This window comes from Hugenholtzia roseola DSM 9546, from assembly GCF_000422585.1.
Classification (GTDB): Bacteria; Bacteroidota; Bacteroidia; order Cytophagales; family Bernardetiaceae; genus Hugenholtzia; species Hugenholtzia roseola.
The window spans coordinates 33,508-49,305 of record NZ_KE383889.1; the positions used below are offsets into that span (position 1 = coordinate 33,508).

The window sequence follows — 15,798 nt, forward strand, 5'->3', positions numbered from 1 at the left end:
ATTTCCAGCCGCCCGTTATGGTCTTATTTGTAAAGAAAGGCAAAGTTCGTGCTTTTTGGGCAAACGCGCAAATCTTGTGGCTAATATATCGCCTTGATTTTTACTTTTTTACCGCGAAAGTCGAAGCTCTCACCTGCTTTCTTGTTCGCCATCGCGATAAAGATAGGGGCTTGATTTGAAACGGCGAAAAAGACGCGCTCGCCCATCTTGACCTGCCCCAAGCTAATGGAGATAAAGAAATCGCCTACTTCGGTTTCTACCACTGCGCCCAGCGAAACGCTTTGGTTTTCTTTGTAGGCACTGATGCGCAACAAGACCTCCATTTGTGCCTGTGCCTCTACCAAGTGGCGTGCAAACATGTCCCTATCTTGTTGGAGTTGGGTACGAAAAGATTCGAACTTTTCCTCTGTGCCTGCATCTTCTTCATTGGCACTTTCCTGCGCCTCGTCCATGGCGGCTTTTGCGGCTCTGACCGCTTCCATTTGCTTTTGGCGGCAGAGTTCTAAAAGTTGTTTTTTGATTTCGTTGGGTTGCACGTCTGTATGTAAAGATTTAGAGTTGGAGTTGTATGCTTTAAATACGGTTGCTGTTTTGGGCAAAGGTAGGTATAATACGAATTTTGTCGTCAAAAGTTGTAAAATGCCTTCTTTTTTTTGAAAAAACAAGCGACGGCGGCAAAAGAAAAAAAAGCCACAGGCTCTAACGCCAAAATTGTGTATCTTTGCCCTTATTCTACTCTCTTTTTTTGTTTCAGATGGAAAAAATCATTATCGCCATTGATGGCTATTCGGCGTGTGGCAAGAGCAGCACTGCCAAAGCGGTCGCCGCTGCCTTGGGCTATCGCTACATAGACACAGGTGCTATGTATCGCGCCGTTACGCTTTATTTTTTGCGCCAAAAAATGGATTATCAGACCCTAAGCCAAGATGCAGAGGCTTTCGAAAAGGTACTAACCCAGATTCACCTCGATTTTGAATGGGACGCTGCTGCTCAAAAAAGCCTTATTTTCCTCAATGGTGAAAATGTAGAAGACCAAATCCGCACGCCCGAAGTTGCCACACAGGTAAGCCCTGTCAGCACAATTTCGGCAGTACGCCGCTTTTTGGTGGCACAGCAGCGAGAGATTGGTAAAAATAAAGCCCTTGTCATGGACGGCAGAGATATTGGGACGGTGGTCTTTCCCGATGCCGAACTCAAAGTTTTTATGACTGCCCAGATGGAGGTGCGTGCCGAAAGAAGGCGTTTGGAATTAGCCGAAAAAAATATCGTGCAAAGCCTACCCGAAATTATCCAAAATTTAGCCCAGCGCGATACCATAGATAGCAGCCGCGAGGATAGCCCCCTACGACAAGCCGATGATGCCTTTCTTTTGGATACCTCTTTCCTCACTTTCGAGCAGCAGGTAGAAAAAATATTGGCAGCCTTTCGAGCCTATCAGGAAAAAAAAGTCAATGAAGTAAAAAAGGTGTCATTGACTTCTTAGCTTTTGAGGGTGAAAAATAGGTACGCTTGGGTGTGAGAAATAGTAAGGGAAAAAATAGGCATGTTGGTTAGTTTTTGAAAAGAAGAGGTTTTAGCGCAACATTTTTTGCACAACTTCTAAGAAAGCCTCTACTGTAAAAGGTTTGGGTAAAAGTGCCGTCGCACCTGCACGTAAGGCTTCTTCTTTTCTATTCGAGCGCATTTCGGTTGTCAGAAGTAGGATAGGCACGCTACCGTAAGCGTCATGGCTGCGAACTTCCTGCGTGAGTTGGATTCCGTCCATTTCGGGCATGTTTAAGTCGGTTACGACCAAACTTATGCGGCTGTTTTGGTTTAGAATCTTCATCGCATCTTTGCCATTTGTGCCTTCTAGGACAGAAAAACCTGCTCTTTCCAAACAAGAGCGAACTACTTTGCGAGTGCTTGCAAAATCATCAACGATAAGAATAGTAGGTTGGGTACGCATATAAAAGGTAAAGTTTTGTCAGTGTGTAAAAAGTAAGAGTTAGAAATGCCTTATCAAAACGTGCAGTGCGCTTTTATTTTGTTGAAGGCTTGTATAAATTGATACGCAAAGTTGTAAAAAAAGATTGCAGACGCACTCTTCCGAGCTAAAACCTAATGTAGAAAGCAACGACTTTTTGCTTAAACAAAACCTTTTCAATCCGCTTTCAGGAGGTTATGTAGCTTTTAAAATGAGAAAGGCAGGTACTTGAAAAAAAGATTTTGTGCATACTTTGAGAAAAAAGAGTTAAACAAAAGATGCGAATTGTGTCGAAGTCTTTAAAAAAAACGCGCTTAGGCTCTAAAAAAGTTAAACAGTTTGAAAGGGCGAATATGCGAAAATAAAAAAAAACATACATGCCTTTTAAACCCTCTTAAAATTGCATAAAAAAAAATAACCCTGCTATTGTCCTATGTTCAGACCTTCTTTTCCTACTTTCTATGGGTTTCCCCTTAGTCTTTGAAGGGTGTTTAAATAGGGTTTAAAGGTTTATTTCTGTACTTTTGTGGCGTTTTGCATCAAAAAAGTTAAACAAAATGAGATTTTGCGCCATTTTGTTTAACTTTTGTCGGCAAGCAGTCTTTTTTAGCTATCACAAAAGGGTAGCTACGAACTTTTTTTTAGGGCAGTCTTTTAGCTTTCTTTCAAAAGAGCCAAAAAATCGGGTACGGCAAGGGCATTTTCTACCTTAAAATCGCCGATTTGGGTGCGTCTTAGGCTGGAAAGGTACGCCCCTACGCCTAATTTTTGCCCTACATCTTGGGCGAGGCTGCGAATGTAAGTGCCTTTTGAGCAACGAACCCTAAAAAAGACTTCGGGGAGTTCTATTTTTTCTACCTCAAATTCAAAAATCTCTATTGGGCGGCTTTTGAGTGTGAGGCTTTCGCCCTTTCTTGCGGCTTGGTAGGCGCGTTTGCCCTCTACTGAAACGGCAGAGTAAAGCGGCGGCACTTGTTCTATTTTTCCTATAAAAGATTGTATCACTGCTTGAATAGCCTCATATTTTATGTTTTTTTGTAAAAAATCGAGGTTATGATGTGTCGTAATTTCCGTTTCTTTGTCGTAGGAAGGTGTGGTTGCGCCCAAACAAAAACTGCCCGTATAGGTTTTCTCTTGGGCTTGGAAGGCATCAATTTGTTTGGTCATTTTGCCTGTGCAAAGCAGGAGTAGCCCTGTGGCAAGGGGGTCTAATGTGCCTGCATGCCCCACTTTGATATTTTTCTGACCCGTAAAGCGGCGTAAGGCATACCGCAGTTTATTGACGACATCAAAAGAAGTCCAAGTGTAGGGCTTGTCTAAAAGCAAAACCTGTCCGTCTTGAAAGGCTTGCGGGCTAATAAGAGGCGAAAACGACATAAGGTATGGAGTTGGCTTGTGAAAAATTCTTTTGAGAGTGCGAAAATATGATTATCTTGCAACAAATAACCTTATTTTTGCGAAAAGACTAAGACCTTTTGGCGCATTGCCCTTTTGTGGCAGTATAGGCGTTCCGACTTGTCAAACTTTTTGGGCAGACCAATTTTAATTTCGCCCAGAACAACGATATGAAAATGATATGAAAAAAAATCTATACCTCTTCCTTGCGTTTTGTGTTGGCTTCGGATTTTTTCAAACCCAAGCATCTGCCCAACAAGATGCCCAGTTTAGCCAATACATGTTCAATACGCTTTATTTCAACCCCGCCACAGCAGGCAGAAATAGCGATTTTATAGAAATGGGCGCGGTCTATCGCTCACAATGGGCAGGCTACACCGCTACCTTCGACCAAGGCGGCGCACCTGCCACACAGGTAGTGAGCATCTCTGCACCCCTGAATCGCATCAATTCGGGTATCGGGCTGCACCTCGCCGTCGACCGTTTAGGACCTCTTAGCAGTACGGAAGTGATGCTTTCCTATGCCTATCATGTGGCTTTGAAAAATGAGGGCAAACTCTCTATCGGTTTGCGTGCAGGGGTCTATAATCAGGCGATTGATTTTAGCCTATATCGCCCTAATGAGGCAGGAGACCCCAATATTCCACAAGGGGGCAAGGAAAATCAATTCAAACCCGACTTATCAGCAGGGATTTTTTACGAAAATCCTAAGTTTTTTGCAGGCGCAGGCATTACACACCTACTTCCTACCCAATTTAATTACGGCACGCAAATCAACATCTCCTCCCTGACTACCCATGCCAATTTGATGGTAGGCGGCAAGTTTGATTTAACCGAAAGCCTTTTCTTTTCGCCCTCTGCCATGTTGCAAACCGACTTCAATACCTTTTCCTATCAGGGAAATGCCCTTTTTACGCTGCAAGACCGCTACCATTTGGGCTTAGGTGCAAGGGCTTCCAATGCCTTTGATGATGCAATTTTGATGGTAGGAGCAAATTTATTAGAGAAAAAAGATTTGAGAATTATGTACTCTTTTGATTTAGTAGTGAGCGGACAGCCTGCCAAACAGCCTACTTCGCACGAAGTTACGATAGGTTTCCGCCTGCCTGCGCCAAGCCCTGCCATTTTGCCTACCCAACGCACAACGCGCTTCCGCTTCTAATTTTTCAAACGTTTGTGCCGCTCAAAACGCCCTTCAAAACCCTTCTTTTCGGCTTTTAAAAAATTGATTATGCTTCATTTCGAAACTTTTACGCTTGCCAACGGATTGCGCTTTTTTGTCCATCAAGACAAAGATACGCCTATGGCAGTTTTTAATTTGATGTACGATGTAGGTTCGCGCGACGAAGAGGCACACAAAACGGGGTTTGCGCACCTTTTTGAGCATCTCATGTTTGGCGGCTCGAAACATATCCCTACCTACGACCGCCCTTTGCAGCTGGTTGGCGGCTCGAATAACGCCTTTACTTCGCCCGACCTAACAAACTATTACGACATCCTACCTGCCAACAACCTCGAAACGGCTTTTTGGCTCGAATCCGACCGCATGCTTGCCCTCGATTTTAGCGAAGAACCCTTAGAGGTGCAGCGAAAAGTGGTCATCGAGGAATTTAAACAGCGGTATCTCAATCAGCCTTATGGTGATGTGTGGCTCAAATTGCGCCCTTTGGCGTATCAGCAGCACCCTTATCGTTGGGCTACGATAGGAAAGGAAATTAGCCACATAGAGCAGGCTACACTTCAAGATGTGAAGGATTTTTTTTATCGTTATTATCTGCCTAATAATGCCATTGCAGTTGTGGCAGGAAACGTTACGACCGAGCAAGTGGAAGCCTTAGCCCAAAAATGGTTCGCGCCGATTCCAAAAGGAGAGCGATTGCCGCGTCTGTTGCCACAAGAACCCTTGCAAACAGAGGCGCGTTTTGAAGAAACAGCCGCCAAAGTGCCGCTTGATGCCATCTACAAAGCCTATAAAATGTCTAACCGTCTGGCGCAGGACTATCACGCCACCGACCTATTGAGCGATATGTTGGCAAGAGATGAGGCTTCGCCCCTTTTTCGCCGTCTGGTGCGTGAAAAGGAAGTTTTTGTTTCGCTACAATCTTACATCATGGGTTCGTTTGACGAAGGGCTTTTGGTCATACAAGGCAAAGTCAATCCTACCCACACGCTCGAAGAGGCGCATGCCCTTTTGGAGCAGGAACTTGAAAGGGTAGTGGCTGGTTTAGACGAAAAATCGCTGCAAAGGGTTAAAAATCATGTAGAATCGGGCGTAGTCTTGGGCAATATCGAGCTTTTTAATCGCGCCGTCAATTTGGCGTATGCGACTCTTTTGGGCAATACAAACCTTGTCAATACGGAAATCGAGCAAATTCGCGCCGTTTCCTTAGCGCAGGTAAAGCAGGTGGCACAAAAAGTTTTGAATCCGCAGGTTTGCAGCACGCTTTTTTATCGCGCGATACGCTAACTTTGCGCCAGCTTTGTGCTATTGTAATATTGCCTTTTTAAAAAATTGCCCTTCAAAGTTGTTTCCCATGCAAGACCTTACCTATCACACCGAAAATAGAGTAGCTTATCTGACCTTAAATCGTCCCGAAAAGAGAAATGCGTTTAGTGCAACCTTAGTAGCCCAGCTCAAAGAAGCCTTTACAAAGGCAGCGGAAGACGACAACGTAAAAGTCGTCGTCCTACAAGCCAAAGGCACTGTCTTTTGTGCAGGGGCAGATTTGGCTTATTTGCAAACGCTACAAACCAATACTTACGAAGAAAATTTGGCTGACTCCTCTTTTTTAAAGGACTTATACGAACAGATTTATCGCTTTCCCAAGCCCACTATCGCCGCCGTACAAGGCGCGGCTTTGGCAGGAGGCTGCGGTTTGGCTACCGTCTGCGATTTTGTCTTTGCCGTTCCCGAAGCTAAATTTGGATATACCGAAGTTAAAATTGGATTTGTGCCTGCTATCGTGAGCAAATTTCTCTTGCGTAAGATTGGTGAGATGCAGGCGCGTTATCTGCTCATTTCGGGCGAACTTATTTCGGCGCAAAAGGCAGAGCAAATCGGACTCATTACGGCAGTGGTAGAGGCGGAAAATCTTACTGAAAAAGTGCAAAATTTTGCACAAATCTTGTGTAAAAATAATTCGGCAGAGGCAATGTTTATGACCAAAAAGGCGATTGAAATTGTCCAAGAGCAAGACCTTTCGCAGGCACTTCTCTATGCCGCCGCCCTTAATGCGCAGGCACGCGCCACACAAGATTGTAAAAAAGGAATTGCGGCGTTTTTAAACAAAGAAAAAATCGTTTGGTAGTGCTTTTTAGACGACTTTCTTAGGTGATTTACTCCTTTCACGCTTTTATGCCCATTTATGCCTATCGTCCCCATCGAGCCTACACTTTCCGAACAAATTGTAGAAGACCTTGCGTCTAAACATTGGTCGGAAATCCCTAATTTCTTACCTACACAAATGGCAAAGGAATTATACCAAGAACTAAAACAAACCTACCGAGAAGGCGAATTTGTGCGAGCAGGCATTGGTAGTGGTTCAAAATTTCGGCTAAAAAGTGAAATAAGAGGCGACTATATTCACTGGTTAGAAGAAGCCCACCTAAGCGACTTGCAAAGGCACTATTGGGCGCAAATCGAGCAGGTGCGATTGGCTCTTAATCGCGCTTTCTTCCTCAATCTTAGGCACTTTGAAGCCCATTTCGCCCTTTATCCCGTAGGCAGTTTCTACAAAAAACATTTAGACCAACATCAAAATGTGCAAGAAAGGTTAATTTCTTGTGTCTTATATCTGAATGAAAATTGGACACCCCAAGATGAAGGTTGTCTTAGGATTTACCAAACAGAGCCGCACCTAAGCGCACCACTACCCCCCAACGCTGATACGCCTTATCTCGACATTGCCCCCCAGATGGGTACTTTGGTCTGTATGCGTAGCGATACCGTTTGGCATGAGGTCTTGCCCACCAAACGCCCTCGCGCAAGCCTGACAGGTTGGCTTAGGCGCGAAAATATGATGTTCTAAATTGCCTTTTCATGAAAAAATTGTACTTTTTATTTGCTCTTTTTGCTTTTTTGGCTTTGTCCTTGTCTTCGATAAAGGCACAAAGCCAAATCCTATTTTTGGAGGCACATAGCCAGAAACCTATTGCAGGAGTGCTTGTTTATAGCTCTCAAAATCAAGTAGTTACAGACCAAAAGGGCAAAGCAAGCCTTCAAGATTTTACACCTGACGCGCTTATCAAATTCCAACACACCCAGTTTCTCATTCCTGATTCTTTATTTTTCAATATCAAAAAAGAAGAAAAATTAAAGCTGATTTTTTTAGAGGAAAAAATACTAAATTTAGAAGAAGTTTTTATTGCGGCACAGGCTTGGGAAAGCGACAAGGCAGAAATTCCCTTTCAGATACGAAAAATAGGAAATGCAGAAATAAAACTACTTGCGCCTGCTACTACGCCCGACTTGCTGCACAAAACGGGTGAGGTTTTTGTCCAAAAATCACAATTAGGAGGCGGAAGCCCTATGTTGCGCGGTTTTGCTGCCAATGGTTTGCTTTTGGTTTTAGATGGCGTAAGGCTCAATAATGCCATTTATAGAGGTGGCAATTTGCAAAATAGTTTGATGATTGATGTAAATGGTTTAGAAAATGCAGAGCTTATTTTCGGTACAGGGGCTATCCTCTACGGAAGTGATGCCTTAGGGGGCGTTATAGATTTTCACACCCAAACGCCGCAATTTTCAGAAAAAACTTACATCAAAGCAGAAACACTTTTGCGCTATGCTTCTGCAAATCGGGAAAAAACCTTACATCTAAATTTAGCTTATGGCGGCAAGAAATGGGCTGCCACAACGGTCTTTTCTTTTTCTGATTTTGAAGACCTGCGCATAGGAAAAAATCGCAACTCACTCGAAAATGCCGACACCAGCACAATAGCCAGAAACTTTGGCTTGCGCCCTTTCTATGTTCAAACTCAAATAAAAGGGGAGAATTTTGAAGACAAAATGCTTGCAAACCCAGACCCGTATCGCCTGAAAAATTCGGGCTATGGGCAGCTAAATTTCTACCAAAAATTCCGTTTTCAAGCACATAAAAATCTCGTTATCAGTGCTTTATCGCTTTTTACTACTTCTACCGACATTCCGCGCTATGATAGATTGATAGAAACAAGAAACAATGCACTTCGTTTTGCAGAGTGGAATTATGGAGCGCAAAAATGGTTTCTACAAAATTTGAAAATAGAATGGCGAGCCGAAAAGAAAGCCTTTGACCGTTTTGCCGCTACGGTAGCCTATCAAAGTGTAGAGGAAAGCAGGCACAATCGCAATTTTGGCAATCCCAATAGGGCAAGCCGCTTTGAAAAGGTGAAAATTGGAAGTCTAAACTTAAATTTTGATAAATTTATCAATCAAAAAAATGAATTGTATTACGGCTTAGAACTTACATACAACTATGTCGCTTCTAAGGCTTTTTCTACCCATTTGCTAACCCAAAAAAGAGAGGCTTTGGACACGCGCTATCCGCGTGAGGGCAGCCACTACACACAAGCAGGAACTTTTGTAGGCTACAAAAGAGTTCTAACAAAAAAATGGTTTGCAAATATTGGATTGCGACATACTTGGATAGATTTGAAAGCAGACTTTGGTGATGACCCTTTTTATGATTTTCCTTTTGAAAAAATAAATCTTACTAATTCGGCTACTACTTATAGCGTAGGCACTACTTTTCACCCTCTGCCTTCGTTGCAATTAGATGCGGCTTTAAGCAGCGGTTTTCGCGCTCCCAATGTAGATGACGTAGGCAAAGTCTTTGAATCTGAACCCTCAAAGGTGGTTGTGCCTAATGAAAATCTACGCCCAGAACGCACCCAGACGGCAGAAATAGGATTGAAATATCACTATCAAAAAAATAAAAAAGAAATAGTAGTTTTTCAACTAAATGCCTTTTATACGCAATTAAAATCCGTTATCCTGCGCCGCCCTTTTACCTTTCAGGGAGCAGATTCTATCTTGTATGAAGGCGAAAAAAGTGCAGTTCAAGCCTACGTCAATGCCGCATCGGGTAGGATTTATGGTATCAGCAGCGATTTGAAAATAAATTTTTTGCATCATTTTCTATTGGAAAATCAACTAACCTATACCAACGGTTTTGAAGAAAAAAGCAGGCAAACCTTACAGCACATTCCGCCTATTTTTGGGCGAATGGGTTTGCAATTTCGCTATAAAAAACTTCAATTAAATAGCTTTTTTCATTGGCAGGGAGCTATGCCCTTCGAAAAGTTGCCTTTGGAGGAGCAGAACAAAACCTTTATTTATCACCCCAAAGGCGCGTTGGCATGGCAGCGAATAGATTTGCAAGCGCGTTATCTCTATCGGAATATGACAATTCAAGCAGGAATAGACAACATTTTAGATAAGTTTTATCAGCCTTATGCTTGGGGGATTCCCGCCGCAGGGCGAAGCATTTGGATAGGATTGCGCTATGCGTGGGCGCATTAGGGGCAGGATTGAGAAAAAGTTTTGTATTTTTGTTTTTCTTTTTCTGCCATCTTTCACTTCTTCGTTTATGCCTTATACCGAAACCCCGTTTGAAGGCGTTTATGTCTTCGAGCCTAAGATTTTCAACGACCACAGAGGTTATTTTTTTGAGAGTTTCAATCTGAATGATTTTGCCAAACAAGTTGGGGTTGCGCCTTCTTTTGTGCAGGACAACCAGTCGCGCTCTTTCAAAGGCGTAATGCGTGGCTTGCATTTCCAACACGCACCCTTCGGACAGGCAAAATTGGTGCGCTGTTTATTTGGTGAAATTCAAGATGTTATTGTAGATTTACGCCCTGATTCTGCAACTTTTGGCAAGCATTTTAGTATTCTACTTTCAGAAAAGAACCAAAAACAACTCTTTGTGCCGCGCGGTTTTGCACATGGCTTTTTGGTTTTGAGCGAATGGGCAGAATTTTTTTACAAATGCGATAATTTTTACGCGCCCCAAGCCGATACGGGGATTTATTTTGCCGACCCTGCCCTCGAAATTGAATGGGCGTTGCCTTTATCGGAGATTATCATTTCAGAAAAGGACAAAAACTTACCTACACTGGCGGCGGCAAAACTTTAAAAGTGCGTCTTTTCCAACTTCTTTGGCGTTTTGGCTAAGAAGAAAACGGCAAAAAATTAGTAACTTGCTGTGCTATTAGTGGCAGCACGTCGTTGCTGTTTTTTTTCCCACTTTTTATTTCCGCAACACAAAAAAATGAGTAATTCTACATCAAAAACAGTAAAAAAATTAGACTTGGCTTTGCAAGGAGGTGGCTCGCATGGAGCTTTTACTTGGGGAGTCTTGGAGCGTCTTTTAGAAGATGAGCGCATCAAAATTGACGGCATCTGTGGCACCAGTGCAGGGGCAATGAACGGGACAATTTTGGCGTATGGCTTGCAAAAGGGCGGACGCTATGAAGCCATTGCACTTTTAGAAAAGTTTTGGCGCAGGGTGTCTGAATATCAGACTCTTAGCCCTTTGCAGCCCAGTCCGTTTGATAAGGTTTTTGGCGAAGGGCGTTTGGATTATTCGCCTGCTTATCATTTTTTTGAATATTTTACTTTGCTTTTTTCGCCTTATCAGTTTAATCCTTTAAATATCAATCCTTTAAAATTTGTTTTAGAAGAGTTTATAGATTTTGAAGAATTGAGGCGTTGTCAGGAAGTAAAATTGTTTGTCTGTGCTACCAACGTGCGTACAAGCCATGTGAAAGTGTTTGAAACACAGGAGATTACCGTAGAATCGGTTATGGCTTCTGCTTGTCTGCCTTTCCTTTTTCCTGCCGTAGAAATTGATGGAGAAGCCTATTGGGACGGTGGTTATATGGGCAATCCGCCTATTTATCCGCTTATCGACAATACCGATACGCCCGATATTATGATTGTCCAAATCAATCCCATTCGCATCGACCATGTCCCCAAAACGGTAGATGAAATTCGCGATAGGGTCAATGAAATTTCTTTTAATGCAAGTCTGATTCACGACATTAGGCAAATCAATATGGTGCGCAAGATGTTGGAAAAGGGTATCAATATTGATGGCAAGTTTAAAGAATTGTACCTGCACCGCATTTTTCCTGCCCAAACTTTGCGAAACCTTAATGTTTCTACCAAACTCAACGCCGAATGGAATTTCCTACAAAAACTTAGAAATATTGGGCGAAGTATGGCAGAAGAATGGCTGAATAAAAATTTTGAGAGCATTGGCAAAGAATCTACTTTCGACTTAGAAAAGACCATTTTGAGGAAAAATTAGAGCTTATTGCTTTGGTCATTTTGCTCGCGCTCTTTGAGAAAAAACGAATTTTTGGTATAATTTTCCGAACTTTGCACCTACCTTATGAGGTTAGGAGGTAGTGCCGTTTTGAAGAAAGCGGTCAGACCTACCTCGCTGGTGAGGTCGCCATTTGGGTTTCTCGGTGGCGTTTTATTTTCTCTGTTTTAACGGACTTTTACTCCGTTTTCAAAACGTAACTACTTATGAGTAAAAGAGTTTTAGTCGCTATGAGTGGCGGCATAGATAGCTCGCTGGCTGCCGTTTTGTTGCATGAGCAAGGCTACGAAGTAATTGGCATGACCATGAAAACGTGGGACTATGCCTCTTCAGGCAGTACGGGCAAAAAGGAAACAGGCTGTTGTAGCCTCGATTCCATCAATGATGCACGCGCCATTGCCGTAGATTTGGGTTTTCCCCATTACATTTTGGACATTCGCGCCGAATTTGGCGATTACGTCATCGATTATTTCACAGATGAGTACATGGCAGGCAGAACGCCTAATCCTTGTGTTTTGTGCAATACGCACATCAAATGGGACGCGCTGCTCAAACGTGCCGACAAACTCGGTTGTCAATATATTGCCACTGGGCATTACGCCAATATCCGTCAGGAAAACGGGCGTTATGTCATTTCAAAAGGCAAAGACCACCACAAAGACCAATCTTATGTCCTTTGGGGCGTTTCGCAAGACAACTTAGCGCGTACTTTGTTGCCTTTGGGCAATTTATTAAAGTCTGAAATTCGCCAAATGGCGATGGAGCGCGGTTTTGTGGAGTTGGTCAAAAAGTCGGAATCCTATGAAATTTGTTTTATTCCTGATAACGATTACCGTAGCTTTTTGCGCCGCCGCTTGCCCAATTTAGAGGCAGAGGTAGGGCAGGGCAATTTTGTACTACAAGACGGAACAATTCTGGGAAAGCACAACGGCTACCCTTTTTATACCGTCGGGCAACGAAAAGGCTTAGGCATTGCGCATAAAGTGCCGCTTTATGTCTTGGAAATCCGCAAAGAAACCAACGAAGTCGTTTTGGGTGAGCGCGAAGAATTGGGGCGCGACGGCATGACGGTTAGAAAAATTAGTTTGCAAAAATATCCAAAAATAGAAGGCGATTTGGAAGTGATTGCCAAAGTGCGCGTCCATGACGTAGGCACGCCTGCCACTATCAGGCAGCAGGGCGATACCATTACCGCCCTTTTTCACGAACCCGTCGAGGCGATTGCCCCCGGACAATCTGCCGTCTTTTATCAAGGCGATGATGTAGTCGGTGGCGGCTGGATAGAACGCTCTTTCCAACAGTATGGCACGCAGCGCATCTATAAAGAAACCAACGATTTGCCTTTCTACAAGCCCCAAAAGACACAATAACAACCGTAGTAGAAGCCCCTAATCAGAAGCCTTTTGGTTAGGGGATTTTATTTATTTCTCTTTTTATTTTTTATACGATTCTAAAAACTGTGAAAACGAAACATATCGTCTTTTTAGTGCCTTATCCCTTTGATATTGCCCCTGGTCAGCGTTTTCGCTACGAACAATATTTGGAGGCTTTGCGCGAAAATGACTTTTCTTTCGAAATTTTTTCCTTTTTAGATGAAAAAACAAACCGCATTTTATACAAAAAAGGCAATACTTTGCAAAAAGTCTGGGGTGTTTTGAAAGGCTATTTCAAAAGGCTTTTTCATATTTGGGCAGCCCAAAAAGCCGATTTTGTCTTTATCTATCGCGAGGCTACCCCTTTGGGTGCGCCTTGGGTAGAATGGTTTTTAGCTAAAATTTTACGCAAAAAAATCATTTACGATTTTGATGATGCCATTTGGATAGAAACAGCCCAAACAGAAAAAAAAACGTGGAAACACAGGCTTAGAAATGCGCCCAAAGTGAAAAAAATTTGTGTGTGGTCGTATAAAATTAGTGTGGGAAATGCCTTTTTGAAACAAAACGCCGAAACTTTTGTAAAAGCAGGCGCAGGAAGGGCGCAGGTGATTTTAAATCCTACCACGATTGATACCGTCTATAAACATAATTTGTATAAAAATCAGACCCTTAGCGCAGGTGAAAAAATAGTCATTGTCTGGACAGGCTCACATTCTACCTTGTTATATTTAGACCTGATTTTGCCCATTTTAGCCGAATTAGAACAAGAATTTGATTTTATTTTTCGGGTCATTTGTGATAAAAATCCAAACTTGCCACTCAAAAATTTTGAGTTTTGTGCTTGGAACGCCCAAACTGAAATAGAGGACTTAGTAGTGGGCAATATCGGACTTATGCCACTCAAAACAGATGCTTGGTCGGAAGGGAAATGCGGCTTTAAGGCACTGCAATATTTGGCTTTGGGTATTCCTGCCATTGTTTCGCCTGTGGGCGTGAATTGCCAAATTGTTCAGCAGGGGCAGACAGGCTTTTGGGCTACTACCTCTGCCGAATGGAAACAAGCCCTTCAAACCCTGATGCAAGATGCAAATTTAAGAACTGAAATGGGACGAAAGGGCAGAGAATTAGTAGAAAAACGCTATTCTGTGCAGGCAAATACGGCGAATTTCCTTTCACTTTTTACAACAGATTTTATAACAAAAAAAGAAGAATCTTCGCCCATAGGTAGTTAAAGTTATCGCTTAGAAGGCGGTTTAAAGTAGCTTTCAAACAAGTTTAAAGGCTATTTAAAGCCCATACTTCTCCAAACGGCGGTAAAGGGCGGCACGCGTCAGCCCTAAGGCTTTGGCGGCGTGTGAGATATTGCCTCCATGCTTGCTGATGGCTTTTTGAATGACTAATTTCTCTACATTTTCCAAGTTGTAGTCTTGAATGTCTAAATCGTTTGCTTCTTCTTGCTCTACCAAAAAGAGGAAATCGCCTGCTTGTAGGGTGTCTTCTTCGCTCATGATGATGGCGCGTTCGATGGCGTGTTGTAGCTCGCGAACATTGCCCGGAAAGTGATAGTTGAGTAGCTTTTTTTGCGCTTCGCTGCCCAATTTTTTAAGCGGCATTTGGTATTTTTTTGTATAAATTTTGATAAAATGCTGTGCCAAAAGCAAGACATCGCGCCCTCTTTCGCGCAGGGGGGGCAATTTTATTTCGATGGTATTGATGCGATAAAGCAAATCTTGGCGAAATTCATTTTGGCGCACCATCTCATAAAGGGGCATATTGGTAGCGCAGACCAAGCGAATATCTACTGAAATGGCTTTATTTGTCCCTACACGAATAATCTCCCTTTTTTGCAGTGCCGTAAGCAGTTTGGTTTGAAGGGGTAGGGAAAGGTTGCCGATTTCATCTAAAAAGAGCGTCCCTTTGTGGGCGGCTTCAAAACGCCCGATACGGTCTTCTTTGGCATCTGTGAAAGCTCCTTTTTTGTGTCCGAAAAGTTCCGACTCAAAGAGCGTTTCGGTAATTGCACCCATATCCACACTGACGAAGGGCGATTTTTTGCGGCTCGAAAGAGCGTGTATTGCCTGTGCAATGACTTCCTTTCCTGTGCCATTTTCGCCTAAAATCAGAATGTTGGCATCTGTGGTCGCTACTTTCTTCAAAATCGTTGTAACCTGTTTCATAGCCTCACTTTCGCCGATAAGGTAGGAAAGTGGGTCTTTTGTCTGACCGCTCTCGCTTGTAGTGGTGTCGTTTTCAGGTTCAAAGTCATCAGAAAGGCTTTCGTTGCGCTTGGGCGCGGCGGCTTTGTTTTGTCCCTGTGCCTGTTTTTGGGCTTTGGCGGCGCGTAGGGTCTCGACGATTTTTTTGTTGTCCCAAGGTTTGAGTACAAAGTCGGTTGCACCTGCTTTTAGAGCCAAAACCGCCGTTTCGATGCTTCCGTAAGCGGTTATCATCACGACGGCAGCTTGCGGCTGGCGTTCTAAAATGGCGGCTAACCATTCGAAGCCTTCTTTGCCGCTGGTCGTGTCGCGGCTAAAATTCATATCCAAAAGAATGACATCGTAGGGGTGCTGGTTCATTAAAAATGGAATCCGCTTGGGGTTCATTTCCATCAAGACCTCTTTGGCGTATTTTTTTAGGAGCAGTTTGAGTGCAAAAAGCACATCTTCATTATCATCGACGATAAGGATTCTTTCAAATTCGTACATAAACCTTTTGATTAGAAGGGAACAACCCAAAAACGAAAAAGCCTTGT

15 protein-coding genes are annotated in these 15,798 nt (G+C 43.1%); 11 read left to right on the plus strand and 4 right to left on the minus strand.

What is annotated here, in order from left to right; genetic code table 11:
• Positions 1-80: 80 nt before the first annotated feature.
• Entirely contained in the window at positions 81-629 is a 549-nt protein-coding gene (locus tag G500_RS0120770) for a hypothetical protein (RefSeq protein ID WP_051203990.1), read from the minus strand.
• A gap of 125 nt (positions 630-754) precedes the next feature.
• On the opposite strand from G500_RS0120770, the gene cmk reads away from it, so the two are divergent.
• Positions 755-1,483, plus strand: coding sequence for a (d)CMP kinase (gene cmk / locus G500_RS0120780; RefSeq protein ID WP_027003933.1), 729 nt, complete (start codon positions 755-757; stop codon positions 1,481-1,483).
• Between the two features lie 90 nt (positions 1,484-1,573).
• Here the strand turns inward: cmk and G500_RS0120785 are convergent, their stop codons facing one another.
• Complete coding sequence (locus G500_RS0120785) at positions 1,574-1,948, minus strand: response regulator (protein ID WP_027003934.1); 375 nt, start codon at positions 1,946-1,948, stop codon at positions 1,574-1,576.
• Positions 1,949-2,072: 124 nt separating this feature from the next.
• Here G500_RS0120785 and G500_RS26525 point away from each other — a divergent pair, with 124 nt between their 5' ends.
• On the plus strand, positions 2,073-2,198 hold the full coding sequence (locus G500_RS26525) for a hypothetical protein (protein WP_281169351.1): 126 nt from the start codon (positions 2,073-2,075) through the stop codon (positions 2,196-2,198).
• A 422-nt stretch (positions 2,199-2,620) separates the two neighbouring features.
• Here the strand turns inward: G500_RS26525 and truB are convergent, their stop codons facing one another.
• Positions 2,621-3,343, minus strand: coding sequence for a tRNA pseudouridine(55) synthase TruB (gene truB, locus G500_RS0120795; protein ID WP_027003935.1), 723 nt, complete (start codon positions 3,341-3,343; stop codon positions 2,621-2,623).
• Positions 3,344-3,542: 199 nt separating this feature from the next.
• Between truB and G500_RS25385 the strand changes: the two genes are divergently transcribed.
• The 9 genes from G500_RS25385 (at position 3,543) to G500_RS24520 (ending at position 14,278) form a co-directional block, all read left to right on the plus strand.
• Complete coding sequence (locus tag G500_RS25385; protein ID WP_086047995.1) at positions 3,543-4,523, plus strand: PorP/SprF family type IX secretion system membrane protein; 981 nt, start codon at positions 3,543-3,545, stop codon at positions 4,521-4,523.
• 69 nt (positions 4,524-4,592) lie between these two features.
• Positions 4,593-5,828: a M16 family metallopeptidase gene (locus G500_RS0120810; RefSeq protein WP_027003938.1), complete on the plus strand. Its 1,236-nt coding sequence runs from the start codon at positions 4,593-4,595 to the stop codon at positions 5,826-5,828.
• 67 nt (positions 5,829-5,895) lie between these two features.
• The gene (locus G500_RS0120815; RefSeq protein ID WP_027003939.1) at positions 5,896-6,669 is read left to right on the plus strand and encodes an enoyl-CoA hydratase/isomerase family protein; all 774 of its coding nucleotides are present in this window, start codon (positions 5,896-5,898) and stop codon (positions 6,667-6,669) included.
• Between the two features lie 57 nt (positions 6,670-6,726).
• Complete coding sequence (locus G500_RS0120820) at positions 6,727-7,389, plus strand: 2OG-Fe(II) oxygenase (RefSeq protein ID WP_035758356.1); 663 nt, start codon at positions 6,727-6,729, stop codon at positions 7,387-7,389.
• An 11-nt stretch (positions 7,390-7,400) separates the two neighbouring features.
• Complete coding sequence (locus tag G500_RS0120825; protein ID WP_027003941.1) at positions 7,401-9,863, plus strand: TonB-dependent receptor; 2,463 nt, start codon at positions 7,401-7,403, stop codon at positions 9,861-9,863.
• A 67-nt stretch (positions 9,864-9,930) separates the two neighbouring features.
• Positions 9,931-10,476 carry a dTDP-4-dehydrorhamnose 3,5-epimerase gene (gene rfbC, locus G500_RS0120830; protein WP_027003942.1) on the plus strand — a complete coding sequence of 182 codons (546 nt, stop codon included), beginning with the start codon at positions 9,931-9,933 and terminating at the stop codon, positions 10,474-10,476.
• Positions 10,477-10,611: 135 nt separating this feature from the next.
• Complete coding sequence (locus G500_RS24515; RefSeq protein WP_035758358.1) at positions 10,612-11,652, plus strand: patatin-like phospholipase family protein; 1,041 nt, start codon at positions 10,612-10,614, stop codon at positions 11,650-11,652.
• Between the two features lie 224 nt (positions 11,653-11,876).
• Positions 11,877-13,040, plus strand: a complete 1,164-nt coding sequence (gene mnmA / locus G500_RS0120845) for a tRNA 2-thiouridine(34) synthase MnmA (protein WP_027003943.1) — start codon at positions 11,877-11,879, stop codon at positions 13,038-13,040.
• Between the two features lie 89 nt (positions 13,041-13,129).
• A complete protein-coding gene (locus tag G500_RS24520; protein WP_051203992.1) occupies positions 13,130-14,278 on the plus strand; it encodes a glycosyltransferase in 1,149 nt (382 codons plus the stop codon).
• Between the two features lie 54 nt (positions 14,279-14,332).
• Here G500_RS24520 and G500_RS0120855 read toward each other — a convergent pair whose 3' ends face one another.
• Positions 14,333-15,751, minus strand: coding sequence for a sigma-54-dependent transcriptional regulator (locus G500_RS0120855; RefSeq protein WP_027003944.1), 1,419 nt, complete (start codon positions 15,749-15,751; stop codon positions 14,333-14,335).
• Positions 15,752-15,798 lie beyond the last annotated feature (47 nt).

Coding starts and splice junctions, on each gene's coding strand:
- cmk (WP_027003933.1), top strand. CDS start 755: ATGGAAAAAATCATTATCGCCATTGATGGCTATTCGGCGTGTGGCAAG.
- G500_RS0120785 (WP_027003934.1), bottom strand. CDS start 1,948: ATGCGTACCCAACCTACTATTCTTATCGTTGATGATTTTGCAAGCACT.
- truB (WP_027003935.1), bottom strand. CDS start 3,343: ATGTCGTTTTCGCCTCTTATTAGCCCGCAAGCCTTTCAAGACGGACAG.
- G500_RS25385 (WP_086047995.1), top strand. CDS start 3,543: ATGAAAAAAAATCTATACCTCTTCCTTGCGTTTTGTGTTGGCTTCGGA.
- G500_RS0120810 (WP_027003938.1), top strand. CDS start 4,593: ATGCTTCATTTCGAAACTTTTACGCTTGCCAACGGATTGCGCTTTTTT.
- G500_RS0120815 (WP_027003939.1), top strand. CDS start 5,896: ATGCAAGACCTTACCTATCACACCGAAAATAGAGTAGCTTATCTGACC.
- G500_RS0120820 (WP_035758356.1), top strand. CDS start 6,727: ATGCCTATCGTCCCCATCGAGCCTACACTTTCCGAACAAATTGTAGAA.
- G500_RS0120825 (WP_027003941.1), top strand. CDS start 7,401: ATGAAAAAATTGTACTTTTTATTTGCTCTTTTTGCTTTTTTGGCTTTG.
- rfbC (WP_027003942.1), top strand. CDS start 9,931: ATGCCTTATACCGAAACCCCGTTTGAAGGCGTTTATGTCTTCGAGCCT.
- G500_RS24515 (WP_035758358.1), top strand. CDS start 10,612: ATGAGTAATTCTACATCAAAAACAGTAAAAAAATTAGACTTGGCTTTG.
- mnmA (WP_027003943.1), top strand. CDS start 11,877: ATGAGTAAAAGAGTTTTAGTCGCTATGAGTGGCGGCATAGATAGCTCG.
- G500_RS0120855 (WP_027003944.1), bottom strand. CDS start 15,751: ATGTACGAATTTGAAAGAATCCTTATCGTCGATGATAATGAAGATGTG.